Origin of the sequence: Aliiroseovarius crassostreae, from assembly GCF_001307765.1 — a bacterium.
Lineage (GTDB): Bacteria > Pseudomonadota > Alphaproteobacteria > Rhodobacterales > Rhodobacteraceae > Aliiroseovarius > Aliiroseovarius crassostreae.
The window spans coordinates 40251-58623 of record NZ_LKBA01000001.1; the positions used below are offsets into that span (position 1 = coordinate 40251).

The window sequence follows — 18373 nt, forward strand, 5'->3', positions numbered from 1 at the left end:
AATAGGCAGGATACGGGATTGGGCGTCTGGACATCATATCGCCTGCGGTTGAAGCGTAAGCATCGAAAGCTACGTGCATTTCGCAAGAGACGTGAGCTGAGTGAGGTTGAGAACCGCACACGGGTCATTCGTTCCGACGATATTCTTGTTTTTTCCACCTTGAGGAATGAGCGCATCCGTCTGCCCTATTTTCTGAAATATTACCGTGACCTCGGCGTCAGCCACTTTCTGATCGTGGATAACGGGTCGGATGATGGTGGGCGGGAATATCTTGCCGAACAGGAAGATGTTTCGATCTGGAGCACCGATGCCAGCTACAAGAAATCCCATTTCGGGGTGGATTGGCTGAACTGGTTGCAGTGGAAATATGGTCATGGCCATTGGACGCTGGTTGTCGATCCGGATGAGTTTCTGGTTTATCCCTTCTGCGACACCCGCCCCCTGCGCGCGCTGACGGATTGGCTCGATAGTTCCGGCGTGCGATCTTTTGGGGCGATGCTGCTGGATATGTATCCAAAAGGGCAGCTGGATGCGCAGCCTTACCGTGCGGGGCAGGATCCGTTTGAAATTGCCTGCTGGTTTGACAGTGGCAACTACATGATCAAGAAAAATCCCTATTACGGGAACCTCTGGATCCAGGGGGGCGCGCGCACCCGTGCCTTTTTCCGCGATGATCCGGCCAATGCGCCAGCCCTGAACAAGATCCCGCTGGTGAAATGGGATCGCGCCTATGCCTATCTCAGTTCGACCCATACAATCCTGCCACGCGGCCTTAATCAGGTTTATGACGAATGGGGCGGGGAAAAGGCGTCGGGCTGCTTGCTGCATGCCAAGTTTCTCGACACGTTCAGCGCAAAGGCCGAAGAGGAGCTCAAGCGCCGACAGCATTACGCCGGTGGGCATGAATACCGCGCATATCACCAGCATATGAAGGACAACCCGGATTTGTGGTGCAAGTGGAGTGAGAAATATATCAACTGGCGACAGCTGGAAATTCTCGGGATCATGTCGAAGGGGAACTGGGCATGAAGCTTGGGGTTGTCATGCTGGTGCACGATACGCTGGACCGCGCCGAGCAGCTGGTGCGCCACTGGTCTGCCCATGGCTGTCCGGTGGTGATCCACGTGGATAAACGCGTCACGCGCCGCACCTATGCCGGGTTTGTCAATGCACTGCGGGACCTGGAAAATGTGCGCTTCTGTGGGCGGCGCAAATGCGAATGGGGCACCTGGTCACTGGTGGGCGCCAGCCAGACCGCGTCTGAGCTGATGTTGAAAAGTTTCCCGGATGTCAGCCATGTGTTTCTGGCCTCGGGATCCTGTCTGCCGCTGCGTCCGGTCCCGGAGATGCTGCGCTATCTCGAAGCCCGGCCACGCACCAATTTCATCGAAAGTGTCACCACCGAGGACGTTCCGTGGACGGTTGGGGGGCTCGACCATGAACGGTTCACCTTGCGGTTTCCCTTTTCCTGGAAACGTCACCGCTGGCTGTTTGACCGGTATGTCGCCCTGCAGCGCAAGCTGAGGTTTAAACGCAAGATCCCGGACGGGCTGGTCCCTCATCTTGGCAGTCAATGGTGGTGCCTCACGCGAAGGACCCTGTCCGAGATCCTGAATGACCCGGATCGGGAAACCTATGACCGGTATTTCAAGAAGGTCTGGATCCCCGATGAAAGCTACTACCAGACTTTGGTGCGTCTGCATTCGACCGATATCGAAAGCCGGTCCCTGACCCTGTCGAAATTCGACTATCAGGGCAAGCCGCATATCTTTTACGATGACCACCTGCAGCTTTTGCGCCGGTCAGACTGTTTTGTTGCACGTAAAATCTGGCCTAAGGCAGTAAAGCTTTACGACAGTTTTCTGTCGGATGCGGCGGCCATCATGACCGGGGCCGAACCAAATCCGGGTAAGATTGACCGGATCTTCTCCAAGGCGGTGGAGCGGCGCACCCGGGGCCGCCCCGGCCTGTTCATGCAGAGCCGTTTCCCGCGAATGGGGTTTGAAAACGGTTTGACCGGAACGCCTTATGCGATCTTTGAGGGCTTTACTGAGGTGTTCGAAGAGTTTGAACCTTGGTTGGAGCGCAGCATAGGTGGGCGGGTGCATGGGCATCTGTATGACAAGGAAAGGGTCCAGTTTTCCGAAGGGCAACGGGATTTCAGTGGCGCTCTGACCGACAGCGCGACGCTGCGCGATTATAACCCCCGGGCGTTCCTGACCAATCTTGTCTGGTCCACCCGGGGCGAGCGGCAGAGCTTTCAGTTCGGACCGGCGGACAATCAGGCCATCAGCTGGGATGTGGCCAAGGACCCCAACGCCTATATCAGCGTGATTTCCGGCGCCTGGGCTGTGCCATTGTTTCATTCGTCCCGCAATTTCACCGATATTCGGCGCGAAGCCGCCCGGTTGCAAAGGATCGAAAGCGATCACATCGACATCCTGCGCTCGGGATATGCGCGTGCGCGGGTGCGGATCTGGACCTTGGCGGAGTTCGTGCAAAACCCGATGGAACCCTTGCAGCTGATCCTGGACGAGATCGGAGGGCGCATGAATACACGCCTGACCGAAGTGCCGAACCTCAAACGGCTTGATGGCTTTGGGCAGTTTTTGCAAAATCTCAAAAACCAGGGGATGCAACCTTACCTGATGGGCGACTATCCTTCTGGCGCGGACCCGCAGACCCCGACACGGGACACACGGAAACCCTATTTGATTAAGTAACCCAAGCGGGTTGAACGGGAAGGCAGATGGCACGAAACTTCGATTGCTTCATTATTTTTGCAGAAATGCGCACCGGATCCAATTTCCTGGAAAGCAACCTGGATCAATATCCCGGCCTGAAATGTTATGGGGAGGCATTTAACCCCTATTTCATGGTCTCGCCCAAGACGGACAGCCTGTTTGGTGTCTCTACCCGTGAACGCGATCGCGATCCGATGAGGCTTCTGGAGGCGATGAAAGAGGGCACGGAGGGCATCCCCGGATTTCGGTTTTTCCACGACCATGACCCCCGTGTATTTGAGGCACTGATTGATGACCCTCGCTGTGCCAAAGTTGTGCTGACCCGAAATCACGTGGAAAGCTATGTGTCGCGCCGAATTGCCAATGAAACCGATCAGTGGCAGCTCAATAACGTGAATGATGTGATCAAGAAGCGCGCGCGCTTTCTTGGGTGGGAGTTTGAGCGGCTGTATTACCGGATGAAGGATTTCCAGCTGACCATCAAGGGCCGGTTGCAGCGCAGCGGTCAGACCGCGTTCTATATCGACTATAATGACGCGCAGGATCTGGATGTGGTCAATGGGCTTGCGCGCTATCTGGGGGAAGAGCACCAGCTGTCCGCCTTTTCCGGGAAGTTCAAGAAGCAAAACCCCGAGACCATCGAAGACAAGGTCACCAACTTTGAGATGGTTGAACAGACCGTTCAGCGGATAGATATTTTTGATCTGTATCGTATCCCGAATTTTGAAACCGGACGGCCACCCGCGGTGACCACCTATGTGTCATCTGACGCCATGCGGGCGGTTTTCATGCCGATCAAGGGCGCGCCAGCGGCAAGCATCGTGCATTGGATGAACTGCTTTGGCGACACGTCCACGGATTTTACCCAAAAAGCGTTACGGCAATGGAAGCGCCAGCATAAGGGCCACAGGACGTTTACCGTTTTGCGCCACCCGGTTGCGCGGCTGCATACGGTGTTCTGCCGGCATCTTGTTGCCGAGGGACCGGAGACATATCACGAGATCAAGGCGGCTCTCCGGCAGAGCTATGGGGTTGATCTGCCGGATGGGGCGCCTGATGAGCGGTGGACGCTGGAAGAGCATAAACGGGTGTTTTCCCAGTTCATTGATTTTGTCGACCGGAACCTGAAGGGGCAAACCGGTATCCGGGTGGACGCGGCCTGGGCATCGCAGACGGCGGTGGTGCAGGGGTTTGCGGGGTTTGCCCTGCCGGACCACCTGCTGCGAGAGGATCAGCTGACGCAAGGTTTGCGCGGTCTGAAAGATGAATTGGGCATTGACGACAGCCCTTTTCCTGAGGCGGAACAGGCTGACCAGCCTTTCGCTCTGGCGCAGGTCTATGACACGGATCTGGAACAGAAACTGCGCAAAACCTACCAGCGCGATTACATGATGTTCGGCTTCAAACCCTGGGGGAAATGATCAAAAGGGAACAGGGCCCGCAGGGTTGCGGGTCTGCATGATCTTGCCGAACTTCCCTGAAATCGTGCCTTATGCGGCCTTGTTGGACAGGCTGTCGGTCAATAGGGCGTGCAGCGTTGCCGAATCGTTGTTGGCGCGCAGCTTTGTGCAGATGGACTGATCGCGCAGGGTGCGCGACACAAGTGCCAGTGCCTTGAGATGATCCACGCCGCTGTCTTCCGGTGCAAACAGCGCAAAAATCAGGTCCACCGGCTGCTTGTCGACAGAGTCAAAATCGAACGGTTTTTCAACGCGGATAAAGCAGCCGACCACGCGTTCAAGGCCGGTCATCCGGGCATGCGGCAGGGCAACACCATGCCCCACGCCGGTTGGCCCAAGCGTTTCGCGTTCCTGCAACGCGGAAAAAGCACCACTGGCGTCGATCTGGTAATTCGAGGCTGCGATCTCTCCAAGCTCTTGAAACAAGCGCTTTTTTGAAGACAGATTCGTCAGGACCTTGACGGCCGAGGGTTGAAGTATGCTCGAAAGCTCCATCAATTTTACTCCCCGCCCGTCAAGAATGCGGGCGGTTTACGCGTTGTTTTGTGGGTCGACCCAGCCAATATTGCCGTCATCACGGCGATAGACCACGTTCACCCCTTCGGTTTTCTCATTTCGGAACACCAGAACCGGGGCATGCGCCAACTCCATCTGCATGACCGCTTCGCCAACGGACAACGACGGGATCCGTGTTTCCATTTCAGCGATGATCATGGGCTCGAGTTGAGCGTTGTCGGCTTCTTCCGGACCTTCCTCTGATGCAAGGATATAAGAGGAGCCACCGAAAACTTCAACCGGGTCCACGCGGTCACGGTGATGATCTTTCAACCGGCGCTTGTAACGGCGCAGCTGCTTCTCCATTTTCTCGGCGCATTGGTCGAAAGCGGCGTAGATTTCCGTTGCGTGCCCCTTGGCTTGTGCGGTCAGACCGGTGGAAAGGTGAACGGTGGTTTCACATACAAATTCATGTGCGCTTTTCGAGAAAACCACCTGAGCGTCAGTTGGGCGTTCAGCATATTTCTGAACAACACCGCCCAGCTCATCTTTCACGTGAACTTGCAGGGCATCGCCGATGTCGATTTGCTTACCGCTGATTTGATATTGCATCCTACCTCCTATGGTATTTGCAGGTTACAACTGGCCCGGCCCCCAGATAGGACAGGGCGGAAATTCATGTTTTTTGCAGAAAATGGGGCGCCGTTTTGCGGTGCCGGTCTGGGTGCATGCCCTGTTTTCAAGGCGGCACGACGAAGAGTCGTATTGTCTTTCATCCCCACCATTCGATGCCACATCGCCGGGGGTGTCAAGCGGATCGCTGGAATTTTGTCAGGTATTCGGTCAATTGATTGAAAAATTATGCCCGAGGTAAACACGCTTGACGTTTTCATCCTGCACCACCTCATCTGTGGTGCCATTCATTATCATATGGCCATCATGCAGGATGTAGGCGCGATCGACGATTTCAAGCGTTTCGCGGACATTGTGATCCGTGATCAGCACCCCGATGCCACGATCTTTCAGGTCATGCACAAGGCTTCGAATCTCGCCAACGGCAATGGGATCCACACCCGCGAAAGGCTCATCGAGCAAAAGGTATTTGGGGTTGGCGGCCAGAAGGCGGGCAATTTCAACCCGACGACGTTCGCCCCCGGACAGGGCAAGGGCGGGGGCCTGACGCAGATGGCTTATTGAGAACTCGTTCAAAAGCTCTTCCAGACGCTCGCGTCGCTTGTGTTGCCCCTGGGTCGAGATCTCTAGGATCGACATGATATTGTCTTCGACATTCATGCCGCGAAAAATCGACATTTCCTGCGGCAGGTACCCGATCCCGTATTTGGCACGGCGATACATCGGCAGCAGCGTGACATCGCGCCCGTCAATGGTCACCTGGCCAGCCTCTGGCGTGACCAGCCCGGCAATGGAATAAAATGTGGTGGTCTTGCCGCAGCCATTTGGCCCGAGCAGGGCAACCACTTCCCCCCGGTTCAGTTCAAGGGTCACATCGCGGATCACGGTTTTCTTGCGATAGCTTTTGCGCAGCCCGGTGACGCGCAACCCCTGCTGATCTTCCGGCTTGTCCGCTTGGGTGCCATTATCTACCGCAAGCTCTGGCATCAGTTGCCCCCGGTCTGAATGATGGACTTCACATTGCCATCCATGATGCCGGTGCCGGTGTTCAGATCAACGGTCAGTGTGTCCGAGGAAAGGGCATTGTTGCCCTGGGTCAGCAGGACATTTCCAGTCATTACAATCCGCCCGCTGTCGATTGTATAGGTGGCCTGATTGGCCTCTGCCGCCTCAGCGCCATTGACCAGGATCACATTTCCGCTGGCAAACAGCCGGGAAATCTCTCCGGTGCTGTCCGCGCCGGTCGCATATTCCACACGCACCTGACTGGCAGACAGGCGCATATCGCCCTGACCCACTTTGACATTGCCCTTGAAAATGGCCGTGCCATCAGCCTGGTCCACCTGAAGCTGGTCTGCGGAGACTTCGATCGGGAGCGAGCTGTCATGTTTGAGGCCGCCAAACGCGATCTGCGATTGCGCCATCGCATGCCCCGCCGCCAGCAGCGATATCAGGACGGTAAGTGACTTAACCAAATTCAGCACTATTCAACTCCCTTTTCTGGGGGATGATATATCAGTTTTACGCCATCTTGAAATACCAGAAGATAGCTTCCGGATTGACGGCCCTGTTGTGAAATTCGAGCCTGCCCGGCGGTGAGTGTTCCAAACGGCCCCTCGGCGGAAACCGGTGTTGTTGAACGAATATCGGTTGCGTCGATTGACGCGGTCAGCGCATCGGTGTGGATGGTGTAATTCGTTGATGTCAAAAGGGTTACGCCGCCGCTGAGGTCGATAAGATTTTCAGCGCCGTTGATCAATGCGTGCTGTGCGTCAATTTTCACATTGGCGCCATCCGGTGTTTCGATCCGCGCTTTCATCTCTTGGGCAGAGAAAGTGTTCTCACCTTCGGGGATGGCGCTTTTTGCGGAAAAGGTGATGGCGGCCCCATCTCGGGTGACCGAGGAAAAGGTCGGCTCGGCGATTTTTTCCTCTCGCATGATCGCATCCAGATCTATGCGCGCATAGCTCAGCGACTTGGTCGGGTCGATGGATTTCGAGATCAGGAAGATGGTGGAGAGCAGCCCAAGCGCAATCAGTGGCAGAAGAACTTTCAGCCAGGCAACCATGCGTGAATAACTGTTGTTATAAGGGGGCATTCCACGTCCTTTCCCCTCCTATCTAGCAACTTCACGCCCGTTGCCAAGGTCATGGCTGCATTCCGCCGCGCTTTCTGCCGGTTTCATTTGATGAAACAGACCTAGGGGCGTCCTAGAACAGCGACAGCAAGATGCGGAGCAGCACAATCCACATGGGGATTGCCAGGGCGGCCACCGGCAGGATCTACCAGCCTGAGATCAGGCGGCGATCCCGATGGTGCGCCTTCCGGGTTTGGTCCTGGGGTTCGGCATTGCGAGAGCTGCAATCAGCGTCATGAGGAAAATCCCTGTAACTGTCACATGAAAGCAGTAGGGCAGAAAAGGGCTAACAAAGCCTCACCGGTGAGGCTTTTTCCAACAAGTCTCACAAGAAGGGCGTGTTGCCCCGGCTGGGTCTAATGGGCGAAGATATCCTGTTCCGGCCAGCCTGCCAGATCAAGTTGCGCGCGCATCGGCAGAAAATCAAAGCAGGCCTGAGCCATCTCTGTGCGCCCTTCGCGTGCCAGGCGCGCGTCCAGCTCTTCTTTCAGACGATGCAGGTAAAGCACGTCCGAGGCAGCATAGTCGAGCTGCGCGTTGGTCAGCTCTTCCGCGCCCCAGTCGCTCATCTGCTGCTGTTTGGAAACATCCACCTTCAGCAGCTGATCCAGAAGGTTTTTCAGCCCGTGTCGATCAGTATAGGTGCGCACCAGTTTCGAGGCGATCTTGGTGCAATAGACAGGTGCCGTGACCACGCCAAAGGCATTCAGCATGGCGGCGATATCAAACCGGCCGAAATGAAAGATCTTCAGCACATTGGGGTCGGTCAGCATACGTTCCAGGTTGGGGGCAGAGGTCTGACCCTTCTCGATCTGAACCAGGTGCGCGTTGCCATCCCCCCCGGACATCTGCACCACACACAGCCGGTCACGGTGCGGGTTCAGCCCCATGGTTTCACAGTCGATGGCCACCACCGGCCCAAGATCCAGCCCATCCGGCAGGTCACGTTTGTAAAGCGTGTTGGTCATGTCAGCCCTCAAATTCCCAAGAAAACACCTGTCCTACCTAGCGGTTTTTGGGGGAGGAGTGAAAGGGGGGAAGCGGGGTTATTTTCCGTAGTAGAGCCCAACCACATGGCGGGCCTCGGCAAAGAACAGCCAGCGACCAACCGCAATCCCCACAAGGTGCAGCAGGAAGGCCACCGCGCTGACCAGATGCCCGGCAGGCAGTGCCAGCAGCACGATTGCAGGCAGAATGCCGATCAGAACCGCGGCGATTTTGCGCAGTTTCTCGGCATGTTTGCGGCCAACCCGGTGGATCATTTCATCCATGACATAGTTGCGGGCGGTGTGGGCGCTTTCATACATCCGGACCTTGCCGATGGTGCCCAGCCCGGTGGCGCTTTCCATCGTGTCCGCCCCGTCTGCTTCGCGCCGGTCCCCCTCGCGCCACATCCAGATCATGACACCCGTCAACGCCAGCAGAAGGAGGCCCGCAAACAGGCTCTGTCCCGCCAAAAGCGCCCCGCCGGCAAGTGCGTGCAACAGAAACATCACCGGCACGATCGGCTGATGCCAGCGCGGGATCGTGCGCAGCTGGGCATAGATCATCGAAGTGGTGAACACCGTGGCCAGCGCAGAGATTGACCCGATTGCACCAAGCGGGCCCAGGTTGGTCTCAAGGAAAACACGGCCAAACCCCACTGGCGCAAACAGGAGCAGCGTCAGGACGGCGGCACACCCCTCGCGCGACAGCCAGCTGCTCCGCCACTGGCTGAAGGCATAGATAGCGTTTTTCTTGTTGCCGAGGTGAAAGGTTGAGGTCAGCAGCCCGCCCACCGCCAGCGCATAAGCCAGCACAAAAAAGGCCAGGGCCGTGCCCCCCCGAACGGAAGGAATGTCCAGCCCCAGGAAGGCAAGAAGGCCAAAGCCCAGACCGGACAGGGTGGTAAAAAGGATAACGCTGGGTGCGGGATGCATCAGATACGCTCCAAAGCTTTGTCGAGCCAGCCAAGGAAGCCCTTGGGTTCATCTTCGGTCACGGGGGTAAGGGCCGGTGTGTCCAGCCGGTCTTTCAGGCGCGGTGGCAGGTATTTGTTCACCGGTTTGTTGCCCTGATCCGGCATCAGGTCAAACCCGCCGCGCTCAGCCACCAGTTTCGAGACATCGGATGTCGGATCCCCCAGATCACCGAAATGCCGCGCGCCCGCCGGGCAGGTGCGCACACAGGCGGGCACCCGGTCCTCTTCCGGCAGGTTCTCGTTGTAGATCCGGTCCACGCAGAGGGTGCATTTCTTCATGATCCCGGCGTCTTGATCCAGCTCGCGCGCGCCATAGGCGCAGGACCAGGCGCAAAGACCGCAGCCGATGCAGCGGTCTTCGTTGACCAGAACGATGCCATCCTCGGCGCGTTTGTAGCTGGCCCCGGTCGGGCAGACCGTCACACAGGGGGCATCTTCGCAATGCAGGCAGGATTTAGGGAAATGCACGGTCTGGGCGGCGCCCTTTTCGGGTTGAACCTCATAGCTGAAAACGCGGTTCAGAAACGTGCCTGACGGATCGGCGCCATAGGCATCGACATCTGAAAGCGGCGCGCCATAATTCTGCGTGTTCCAGCCTTTGCAGGCGGTGACGCAGCCGTGACATCCAACGCAGGTGTCAAGATCAATGACCAGACCCAGCTTTTTCTGAGTGGTGGAGGGCAAACAGGTCATCAGATCTTCCTCGCAACAACATGCGGGCCCTTGCCCACCGGGGATTTGATCGGTGGATGAGCGGGCTGCGCTTCGGCCGGCTTCGGGTCGGCCTTGCGGATCTTCACCCGCAGGTCAAACCAGGCGGCTTGCCCTGTAATAGGGTCTGAATTGGCCCATCTCATCCCGTCCCCTTTGGGGGGCTGAAGTTCGTGAATGAGGTGATTGAGCAAAAAGCCTTCGCGGGCCTCCGGGGCATTTTCATCCAGCGCCCAGGCCCCTTTGCGTTTGCCGATCGCGTTCCAGGTCCAGACCGTGTTTTCATTGAGGGCGGCGTGATGGGCCACCGGGACCGTTATGGTGCCATTGACCGAGCTGACCTCGGCGTAGTCGCCCTCTTTGAACCCGTTGGCCTCCCAGATCTTGGTGGGCAGATACAGATAGTTCTTGCCGGTGATCTGCCGCAGCCACGCATTTTGCGTGCCCCATGAGTGATACATGTGCATCGGGCGCTGGGTCAGGGCGTGGATCGGGTATTCCTCAATGTCCACATTGCCATCCTCAAACGGTTCATACCAGATCGGCAGCGGGTCCATGGTCTGGCGGACCCTTGCGCGCAGATGCTCTGGCGGCTGGATGTCACCATGCCCCTCGGCGGCAATCTGAAATTTACGCATCGGTTCGACATACAGGTTGAACACATAAGGCGCTTCGGCATCAAAAATGCCGCGGGCAACGGCCCATTCCTGATAGGCTTTGTTCCAGGGTTTATAGAACGCCGCTTCGTCTGGCACATGGGAAACCCAGAAGCCGCCATTTTCGATATATTTGTCGATTTGGGCTGGATTAGGCTCTCCTCGCCCGTCGCCATCGCCGTTTTTGCCCCGGAACCCGGCCAGCGGGCCAACGCCGGGTCGACGCTCATGGTTCACGATGTAATCGGCGTAATCTTTGTATTTTGCGCTGCCGTCTTCCTTCACAAACCCGGGCAGGCCGAGCTTGGTGCCCAGCTGGATCAAAGCGGTCTGAAACCCGCGCACATCCCGGTCGGGCTCAACCACTGGCCAGCGAATGGCATCCGCTGCGCCATCAGCCTCACAAATCGGGCGATCAAGCAGCGAGATGCAGTCATGGCGCTCCAGATAGGTCGTGTCCGGCAGGATCAGGTCCGCATAGGCCACCATTTCCGAGCTATAGGCATCTGAATAGATGATACGCGGAATCACATAATCGCCGTTTTCATCCTTGTCGGTGAGCATCCGCATCACCTCGGATGAGTTCATTGACGAGTTCCACGCCATATTCGCCATATACATGAACAGCGTGTCGATCTTGTATGGATCACCGGCATGGGCGTTTGAAATCACCATATGCATCAGGCCATGCGCCGAAAGCGGGTTTTCCCAGGTGAACGCCTTGTCGATGCGCTTGGCGTTGCCGTCCTCGTCCAGCAGAAGGTGTTCCGGCCCCAGCGGATAGCCCAGATGGGGGCCGTCAAGCGGCTGTCCGGGGGTGACACCTGCATGTGGCTTTGGATGTGCCTCTGGCGGTTTGGGGTAGGGCGGTTTGAAACGGAACCCGCCGGGCACCTCAACCGACCCCAGCAGGATTTGCAGCAGGTGCAGCGCGCGGCAGGTCTGGAAACCGTTTGAATGGGCTGAAATACCGCGCATGGCATGGAACGCCACCGGGCGGCCAATCATCTTGTCGTGTTTTTGCCCCTTCCAGTCCGTCCATGGCTGATCGAGCACGATCTCTTCCTCAAAGGCGACACGGGCCAGTTCGGCGGCAATAGACCTGATCTTGGCGGCGCTAACGCCGGTCCGCTCCGCCACGGCTTCAGGCGCATATTCTGCGCCCAGATACCGTTCCGCAATCAATTGGAACACGGTGCGATGGGTGATGTCACCCTCGACCATCTGCGCGGCGAGATTGGGGGTGACGCCTGGGCAGTCATAGTCCATCAACTTGCCGGTGTCGCGGCAGATCACCTGTGGCTTGCCGCTGGATCCCCGGATAAAAAGACCCTTTTCAGGCGAGTTAGGGTCTTCATCAATGATGAAACCCGCATTGGTGTAGCGTGCCAGATAGGCCAGGTCGACCTGCCCTGCGCGCAGCAATTCGTGCATAAGGGCCATGATGAACAGCCCATCCGTGCCCGGTGTGATACCCACCCATTCATCCGCCACCGCGTTATAGCCTGAGCGGATCGGGTTCACGCCAATCACCTTGGCGCCGCGGTCTTTCAGCTTGCCCAGCCCGATCTTGATCGGGTTGCTGTCGTGGTCTTCGGCCACGCCAAACAGCATGAACAGCCGGGTGCGCTCCCAGTCGGGCTGGCCGAATTCCCAGAAGGCGCCACCCATCGTGTAGATGCCTGCCGCAGCCATATTAACCGAGCAAAACCCGCCATGGGCCGCGTAATTCGGAGTGCCATAGGCCTGGGCAAACCAGGACGTAAAGCTTTGTGACTGATCGCGCCCGGTGAAAAACGCCAGTTTCGAAGGATCTTTCTCGCGCAGCGGGGCCAACCAGCCAGCCGCGATTTCAAGCGCCTCTTCCCAGCTGATCTCCTCGAACTCGCCAGATCCGCGTTCCCCCACGCGCTTCAGGGGCGCGCGCAGGCGCGAGGGTGCGTAATGCTGCATGATCCCCGAAGATCCCTTACCGCACAGAACGCCCTGATTGACAGGGTGGTCCCGGTTCCCTTCGATATAGGCGACCTGGCCGTTTTTCATGTGCACATTGATTCCACACCGGCAGGCGCACATGTAACAGGTGGTCTTGCGCACCTCATCGGATACGGCAGGTGAGGTGTCGATCTGGGGTTGGTCGAGCTTGGGCATACTGTCCTGTCGCTGGCTGGTATGATCAGTTTCGGGTTTCGCGAGCGTCAACTGTCTGACCCGCTTTGCCGTCGGTTCTGAACCCAACCAGCAGGACCCCGTTCAGTGTAGGGCCAGATGGAAATCGGAAATAGGACCAGTGTCAATCTTTTTGCCTGATCTGAACATGTTGCGTGATCCGGCGTCGGGCATGTATTGCCAAACCTGTCGGGTGCTCCTACCGTTTCGCCATGGATTACGAAAATATCATTGATGCCGAGACTTGGGCGTTCATTCACAAGACGGAAGACTATTATTCGCCGGATGCGATTAATCTGACGATTGCGGAGCAGAGATCTATCTATGACCGCATGTGCCGGGCCTTTTTTGAGGGCTACCCGGAGGGGGTCTCGGCGCATGACGCAATGGTCGATGGCGTGCCGGTTCGAATTTACGAAGCGGCCCCCGCTTCGGGAACAGTGGTTTATTTCCATGGTGGCGGGTTTGTGGTCGGCGGGTTGGAAAGCCACGATGATGTCTGCGCTGAAATCTGCGCCCGTACCGGGTTGCGTGTTGTCTCGGCGGATTACCGGCTATGCCCGGAGCATACCCATCCGGCAGCCTATGAAGATGCACTGTCTGTGGTGCGATATGCGTCTCTAACATGGCCCGGAGTGACTGTTCTTGCCGGGGATAGTGCGGGTGGAAACCTTGCAGCAGCCGTCGCCCATACCCTGCGCCGGGAGGTCCCGCTGGCCGGTTTGGTGATGATCTATCCCGGACTTGGTGGAGATCCCGGACTTGGTGGAGATATGACACAAGGGTCCTATCTGGCGCATGCAAACGCCCCGATGCTGACGCTTGAGGATGTGAAATTTTACGCGAAGCTGCGCCACGGGGCACAGGATTTCCCCGATGATCCCACCGCATCCCCGCTGCGGGACCGGGACTTTGCCGATCTGCCGCCGACCTATGTCGTAACGGCGCAATGTGATCCGCTTTCGGATGATGGGCGGGTGTATTGCGATGCGGTCCGCGATGCGGGCGGGCGTGCCGTTTGGCGTGAAGAGGAGGGGCTGGTGCATGGCTATCTGCGTGCCCGCACCAGCGTGGCGCGCGCCGGGCGGAGTTTTGACCGGATTATCGCCGTTCTGACTGCATTTTCGCAGGGAAAATGGCCGTTCTAACCTTTTCCCCCGTCCCGTGCTGGCTTAGATTGACGTGCAGGATCCAGTCAGAGATCGCGCGAAAGACGGGCGGAAGGGCAGGCCATGTTGCCTCCGGGAATTTATCTGCATCAACTGATGCATCATTTCGTCGGGCGCAGGTCCGAGGGCGAGGTTTGCGATGGGCTGAGCCGCCCCGAAGGCGGCCCGTTGATCTGGTGTCAGGTTGGGGATGGCGGAGAGCTGCCCGCCTTGGAGGATTTCATCCGGCAGGTTGTTCGCACCAGGGATGATCTTTGCTTCCTGATCACTCTGCCGAGCGGACACGCGCCTTGGGATCCCCCGGAAGACCTTGGGGACGTGCTGCTTTCCTGCGCGCTTCCTGATGGCGGCCTGAAATCGGCCAAACAGTTTCTGGATATCATGCGCCCGGATCTGGTTCTGTGGATGGATCAGAAGCTGGACCCGCCCCTGCTGGGCCTTGTGCATCAGCGCAGTATCCCGGCGCTCTGGATCAACGCGCGTGCGCCTGTCTCAAGCGGGGGGGCGCTGCCTTGGTGGCATGGGACAATACGTGCCTTGGCCTCAGGATTCGATACTATTCTTGCTGAAAGCGAGGCTGCGGCATTGGTGCTGTCCCGACTGGGGGTGTCGACGGGAAAAATTCGCGTGGTCGGGGCGTTGCAGCGTCAGACGCAACCCCCAAGCTGCAACATGGCCGAACGGGACGACATGGCGCAGGCGCTTGGTGCCCGGCCGCTTTGGCTGGCGCTCAACACAGCGGCAGAGGAGGAGGCGCTGCTGGTCGAGGCGCATCGGCAGGTCATGCGAAAGTCACACCGCTTGCTGTTGGTCATCGTGCCGGATGATCCCGCGCGCGCGCCCGTTCTGGCGCGCAAGCTGGAGCAGGACGGCTGGGTTGTGGCATTGCGTTCCGAAGATCAGACCCCCACACCCGAGGCGCATATCTACATTGCCGACCTGCCCGAGGAAGAGGGGCTTTGGATGCGCCTGTCGCCAATCACCTTTATTGGTCACACGTTGAGCGGAGGGGGGTGCCTGTCACCCAACGCGGCAGCATCTCTCGGCTCCGCCGTGGTGTTTGGCGCTGCTTTGGGTCAGGATACCGACGCGTTTGAGCGTCTGGAGGCGGCGGGCGCTGCGCGTCGGGTGGCAAGCCGCGAACACCTTGCACAAGAGATCGAATACCTGTTGCAGCCCGAACATGCAGCGCAGATGGCCATGGCGGCATGGGAAATTATCACCAGCGGCGCCGAGTTGTCAGGTATGGTCGAGGAAATGGTTCTGGATCTGCTTGATAAAAACGGTCTCTAGGGAAGGTTGCTATGAAAACTCCGTCTTTCTGGTTTACCCCGCCGAACCGTCCGCATTGGCGGGCAAGATTGCTTGCCCCTCTGGGCTGGCTTTATGGCATGGGCACAGCGCGCCGGGTGCAGGCCAGCGGATATCGCGCCCAGGTGCCGGTCATCTGTATTGGCAATATCAATGCGGGCGGAACCGGCAAGACACCAACCACCATTGCCGTGGCGCAGTACCTGATGGCCAAGGGGCTTGTGGTCCATATCGTTTCGCGTGGGCATCGGGGCAGTTTGGAAGGCCCCGTGCAGGTTGACGAGCGCCGACATCAAGCCGACGAGGTTGGGGATGAGCCATTGCTGATGGCGGCTTTCACCAGCACCTGGGTTTCCAAGGATCGGGCCGCGGGGGTGCGTGCGGCGGAAAATGCCGGTGCCGATGTCATTTTGATGGATGATGGGTTCCAGAACCCCGATGTGGAAAAAAGCCTGTCCATTGTGGTTGTGGATGCGGTGAAAGGGTTTGGCAATGCGCGCTGCATTCCGGCGGGTCCGCTGCGGGAACCGGTGCAGGAGGGGCTGAAACGCGCGGATCTTTTGCTGTCTATCGGCCATGATAGAGCCCAAAAACGCTTTGCCGAGGCCTGGGGTGCGCAGATCCATCTGCCGCATATGACAGGCAGGTTGGAGCCGTTGCAGATGGGGATGGATTTTGAGGGGCTGGATGTGATGGCCTTTGCTGGCATCGGCCACCCGGATAAATTCTTTGCAACATTGCAGGGGATGGGGGCCAATCTGCTGCGGTCTGAAGCCCTGGCGGATCACCAACCCCTGACAGATGCCCTTATGAAGCGTCTTGAGCTTGAGGCTGCAGCCCTTGGGGCGCAGCTTGTGACCACTGAAAAGGACGCAGTGCGGCTGCCGCCTTCGTTCCGGCGGCGCGTCCTGACGGTGCCGGTTCGTCTTGAGCTTGCAGATTGGGCGCCGTTTGATGCCGCGTTCAAGTCCTGCGCAAGGTGATGTGGTCTGACCTCGAGACCGGAAAGCCGGTCAGCTGCCCATGAGCAGCGTCCACCAGATCTTGCCGCCTGGCTCCTGGTGCCAGGCAAAACCCAGATTTTGCGCGGCAGGTGCCAGAATGACGTCCCGTGTCCCCGGTTCATCCATCCAGGCGGACAGGGTTTCCAGCTCGGTTTCATAGGTTTCCGAAATGGCTTCACCCAGCATCAGCCCCGGATACCCGGTGCGTGCCACCCGATCAATCGGAGAGGAGCCGTCAGATCCGAAATGCCACGGGCGGTTCTGGACCGACATGTCTCGGGAATGGGTGGCGGCCGCTGCGTTCAGCTGGGCATTCAGGGTCACAGGGCCGAGGCCAGCCGCCTGACGCAATGTGTTGACAGAATCCAGCATGCCGTACTGGATCTTCGAATGCTGCTTTTCGCTGATTCGATAGATCTTGGCGATGGCTCCGTCCGCGCGCGAATAGGTGCCATCCGTTGTCGAGCAAGCTGCCACTAGAAGGGTGAGGGCCAAGCTTATGAAAATCCGAGGTGTCATGCGGTTCTTCCGAAATCGTGAATAGTCCCCCTGTATATAGGAATGTTGCCGGGATCAAACGCTACCGGGGGAATTGTGCGGGATAACGCCTGTTTGATTTGCGACTGCGGCTTAAGCGCCATATATAAGGCCAGAACTGCTTGCATGTGTTGGAGATTGATGATGGCTGACTGGATGAAAAATGGGTTCAGCAGGCGTGCGTTTCTTGGGTCGTCCGTGGCTGCTGCCTCTGCCGTGGCTATGCCTGCTTTTGCGCAGACCGGGGAAGAGACCACCGAGGTGGAAGCGGATATCAGCACGCGCGTGCGACGCAACATCTCGTCCTTCCGGTCGCTGGACTGGCGCCCCTATTTTTCGAATACGAAAAACGGTGTGATCCTTGTCGATATCACGTCGCGCGCGCTGCATTACTGGTCTGAGGATCAGTCGGAATACAAGCTCTACCCCTCGTCCGTGCCGCTGACCGAGGATCTGACCCGCAAAGGCCGCACCAAGATTGTGCGCAAGGTCGAAGGCCCCAGCTGGCGCCCGACCCCGTCGATGAAATTGCGCAACCCCGAATGGCCCGATTACATTGGCCCTGGTCCGGAAAATCCGCTGGGCACACATGCGCTTTATCTGAGCTGGACCTATTACCGCATTCACGGCACCCACGATACGCGCAAGATCGGTCGCCGTTCGTCCAATGGCTGTATTGGGCTTTACAATGAACATATTGCCGACCTGTTTGCACGCGCCAAGGTCGGCGCGCAGGTCTTGATTATCTGACGGATCAGACCACGACATGTTGAAGGCCCCGCCGGTTTCGGCGGGGTTTTTTGTTTGGAAAATCGGACATTTCACAGCGAAACAAACCGTATTTTGCTTAACAATTGTCAAGATTCCGTGAGGTCTGCCCGACTATTTTGATCAGGAGAAGCTGAGTTTGGAGACTAAAATGCGGGAAGTCATGACAAAGACCATGGCGCGCAATGTGTTCTATGGCGGCTCTCTGTTCTTTATCGCCGTGTTCTTGATCCTGTCGGCCCAGTCCGTCAGCTATATCAAGAACAAGTCGACCGTTCATTCGGAGCTGACAGAGAGTGTAGCCAAGGGCAAGCGTGTCTGGGAAGAAAACGCGTGCATCAACTGTCATACGTTGATGGGCGAAGGGGCGTATTTCGCGCCAGAACTGCAAAATGTGATGGCACGTTGGGGCGTCGAAGACGATCCTGAAGGTGCGTTCGACACGCTGCAGGGTTGGATGGAAGCGATGCCGACAGGCATCGAAGGCCGTCGCCAGATGCCACAGTTCAACCTGACCGAAGAACAGATTCGCGACCTTGCGAATTTCTTCCTCTGGGTGAACAAGATCGATGCCCAGGGCTGGCCGCCCAATGAGGCAGGCTGAGGCACGGAGGAAAGA

18 protein-coding genes are annotated in these 18373 nt (G+C 57.9%); 8 read left to right on the forward strand and 10 right to left on the reverse strand.

Annotated elements, in window-relative coordinates:
• Positions 1-18 precede the first annotated feature (18 nt).
• From AKJ29_RS00305 to AKJ29_RS00315, 3 genes are read left to right on the forward strand one after another with little or no spacing between them, the layout of a single operon-like run.
• The gene (locus AKJ29_RS00305; protein WP_055187201.1) at positions 19-1029 is read left to right on the forward strand and encodes a glycosyltransferase family 2 protein; all 1011 of its coding nucleotides are present in this window, start codon (positions 19-21) and stop codon (positions 1027-1029) included.
• A complete protein-coding gene (locus tag AKJ29_RS00310) occupies positions 1026-2723 on the forward strand; it encodes a DUF5927 domain-containing protein (protein ID WP_055187202.1) in 1698 nt (565 codons plus the stop codon). The genes AKJ29_RS00305 and AKJ29_RS00310 overlap by 4 nt, the downstream gene beginning before the upstream one ends.
• Positions 2724-2749: 26 nt before the next feature.
• Positions 2750-4165 (forward strand): sulfotransferase family 2 domain-containing protein, encoded by a 1416-nt coding sequence (locus tag AKJ29_RS00315; RefSeq protein ID WP_055187203.1) that lies wholly within the window; start codon positions 2750-2752, stop codon positions 4163-4165.
• A 69-nt stretch (positions 4166-4234) separates the two neighbouring features.
• On the opposite strand, the gene AKJ29_RS00320 is transcribed toward AKJ29_RS00315, so the two are convergent.
• The 9 genes from AKJ29_RS00320 to AKJ29_RS00360 all read right to left on the reverse strand — a co-directional run bounded on the left by AKJ29_RS00320 (position 4235) and on the right by AKJ29_RS00360 (position 12947).
• The gene (locus tag AKJ29_RS00320) at positions 4235-4699 is read right to left on the reverse strand and encodes a PTS sugar transporter subunit IIA (protein WP_055187204.1); all 465 of its coding nucleotides are present in this window, start codon (positions 4697-4699) and stop codon (positions 4235-4237) included.
• Between the two features lie 36 nt (positions 4700-4735).
• Complete coding sequence (gene hpf, locus AKJ29_RS00325; protein ID WP_055187205.1) at positions 4736-5311, reverse strand: ribosome hibernation-promoting factor, HPF/YfiA family; 576 nt, start codon at positions 5309-5311, stop codon at positions 4736-4738.
• Positions 5312-5542: 231 nt separating this feature from the next.
• A complete protein-coding gene (gene lptB, locus AKJ29_RS00330) occupies positions 5543-6319 on the reverse strand; it encodes an LPS export ABC transporter ATP-binding protein (protein WP_055187206.1) in 777 nt (258 codons plus the stop codon).
• Positions 6319-6816, reverse strand: coding sequence for an LptA/OstA family protein (locus tag AKJ29_RS00335; RefSeq protein WP_409360013.1), 498 nt, complete (start codon positions 6814-6816; stop codon positions 6319-6321). The genes lptB and AKJ29_RS00335 overlap by 1 nt, the downstream gene beginning before the upstream one ends.
• On the reverse strand, positions 6816-7430 hold the full coding sequence (lptC, locus tag AKJ29_RS00340) for an LPS export ABC transporter periplasmic protein LptC (RefSeq protein ID WP_055187207.1): 615 nt from the start codon (positions 7428-7430) through the stop codon (positions 6816-6818). Before lptC ends, AKJ29_RS00335 begins: the two co-directional genes overlap by 1 nt.
• A 395-nt stretch (positions 7431-7825) precedes the next feature.
• On the reverse strand, positions 7826-8437 hold the full coding sequence (locus AKJ29_RS00345; RefSeq protein ID WP_055187208.1) for a ribonuclease D: 612 nt from the start codon (positions 8435-8437) through the stop codon (positions 7826-7828).
• Positions 8438-8515: 78 nt separating this feature from the next.
• Positions 8516-9388 carry a dimethyl sulfoxide reductase anchor subunit family protein gene (locus tag AKJ29_RS00350; RefSeq protein ID WP_055187209.1) on the reverse strand — a complete coding sequence of 291 codons (873 nt, stop codon included), beginning with the start codon at positions 9386-9388 and terminating at the stop codon, positions 8516-8518.
• Complete coding sequence (locus AKJ29_RS00355; protein ID WP_055187210.1) at positions 9388-10122, reverse strand: 4Fe-4S dicluster domain-containing protein; 735 nt, start codon at positions 10120-10122, stop codon at positions 9388-9390. Before AKJ29_RS00355 ends, AKJ29_RS00350 begins: the two co-directional genes overlap by 1 nt.
• Positions 10122-12947 (reverse strand): molybdopterin oxidoreductase family protein, encoded by a 2826-nt coding sequence (locus tag AKJ29_RS00360; protein ID WP_055187211.1) that lies wholly within the window; start codon positions 12945-12947, stop codon positions 10122-10124. The genes AKJ29_RS00355 and AKJ29_RS00360 overlap by 1 nt, the downstream gene beginning before the upstream one ends.
• A 230-nt stretch (positions 12948-13177) precedes the next feature.
• On the opposite strand from AKJ29_RS00360, the gene AKJ29_RS00365 reads away from it, so the two are divergent.
• The 3 genes from AKJ29_RS00365 (at position 13178) to lpxK (ending at position 16428) form a co-directional block, all read left to right on the forward strand.
• Positions 13178-14113, forward strand: a complete 936-nt coding sequence (locus AKJ29_RS00365; RefSeq protein ID WP_055187212.1) for an alpha/beta hydrolase — start codon at positions 13178-13180, stop codon at positions 14111-14113.
• Positions 14114-14197: 84 nt separating this feature from the next.
• Positions 14198-15427 (forward strand): 3-deoxy-D-manno-octulosonic acid transferase, encoded by a 1230-nt coding sequence (locus tag AKJ29_RS00370; RefSeq protein ID WP_055187213.1) that lies wholly within the window; start codon positions 14198-14200, stop codon positions 15425-15427.
• 11 nt (positions 15428-15438) lie between these two features.
• Positions 15439-16428 carry a tetraacyldisaccharide 4'-kinase gene (lpxK, locus tag AKJ29_RS00375; protein WP_055187214.1) on the forward strand — a complete coding sequence of 330 codons (990 nt, stop codon included), beginning with the start codon at positions 15439-15441 and terminating at the stop codon, positions 16426-16428.
• A 30-nt stretch (positions 16429-16458) separates the two neighbouring features.
• On the opposite strand, the gene dalA is transcribed toward lpxK, so the two are convergent.
• Entirely contained in the window at positions 16459-16968 is a 510-nt protein-coding gene (dalA, locus tag AKJ29_RS00380) for a divisome-associated lipoprotein DalA (RefSeq protein ID WP_055187215.1), read from the reverse strand.
• Between the two features lie 162 nt (positions 16969-17130).
• Between dalA and AKJ29_RS00385 the strand changes: the two genes are divergently transcribed.
• Positions 17131-17736 carry a L,D-transpeptidase gene (locus AKJ29_RS00385; protein WP_055187216.1) on the forward strand — a complete coding sequence of 202 codons (606 nt, stop codon included), beginning with the start codon at positions 17131-17133 and terminating at the stop codon, positions 17734-17736.
• Positions 17737-17905: 169 nt separating this feature from the next.
• On the forward strand, positions 17906-18358 hold the full coding sequence (locus AKJ29_RS00390; RefSeq protein ID WP_055187217.1) for a c-type cytochrome: 453 nt from the start codon (positions 17906-17908) through the stop codon (positions 18356-18358).
• Positions 18359-18373 lie beyond the last annotated feature (15 nt).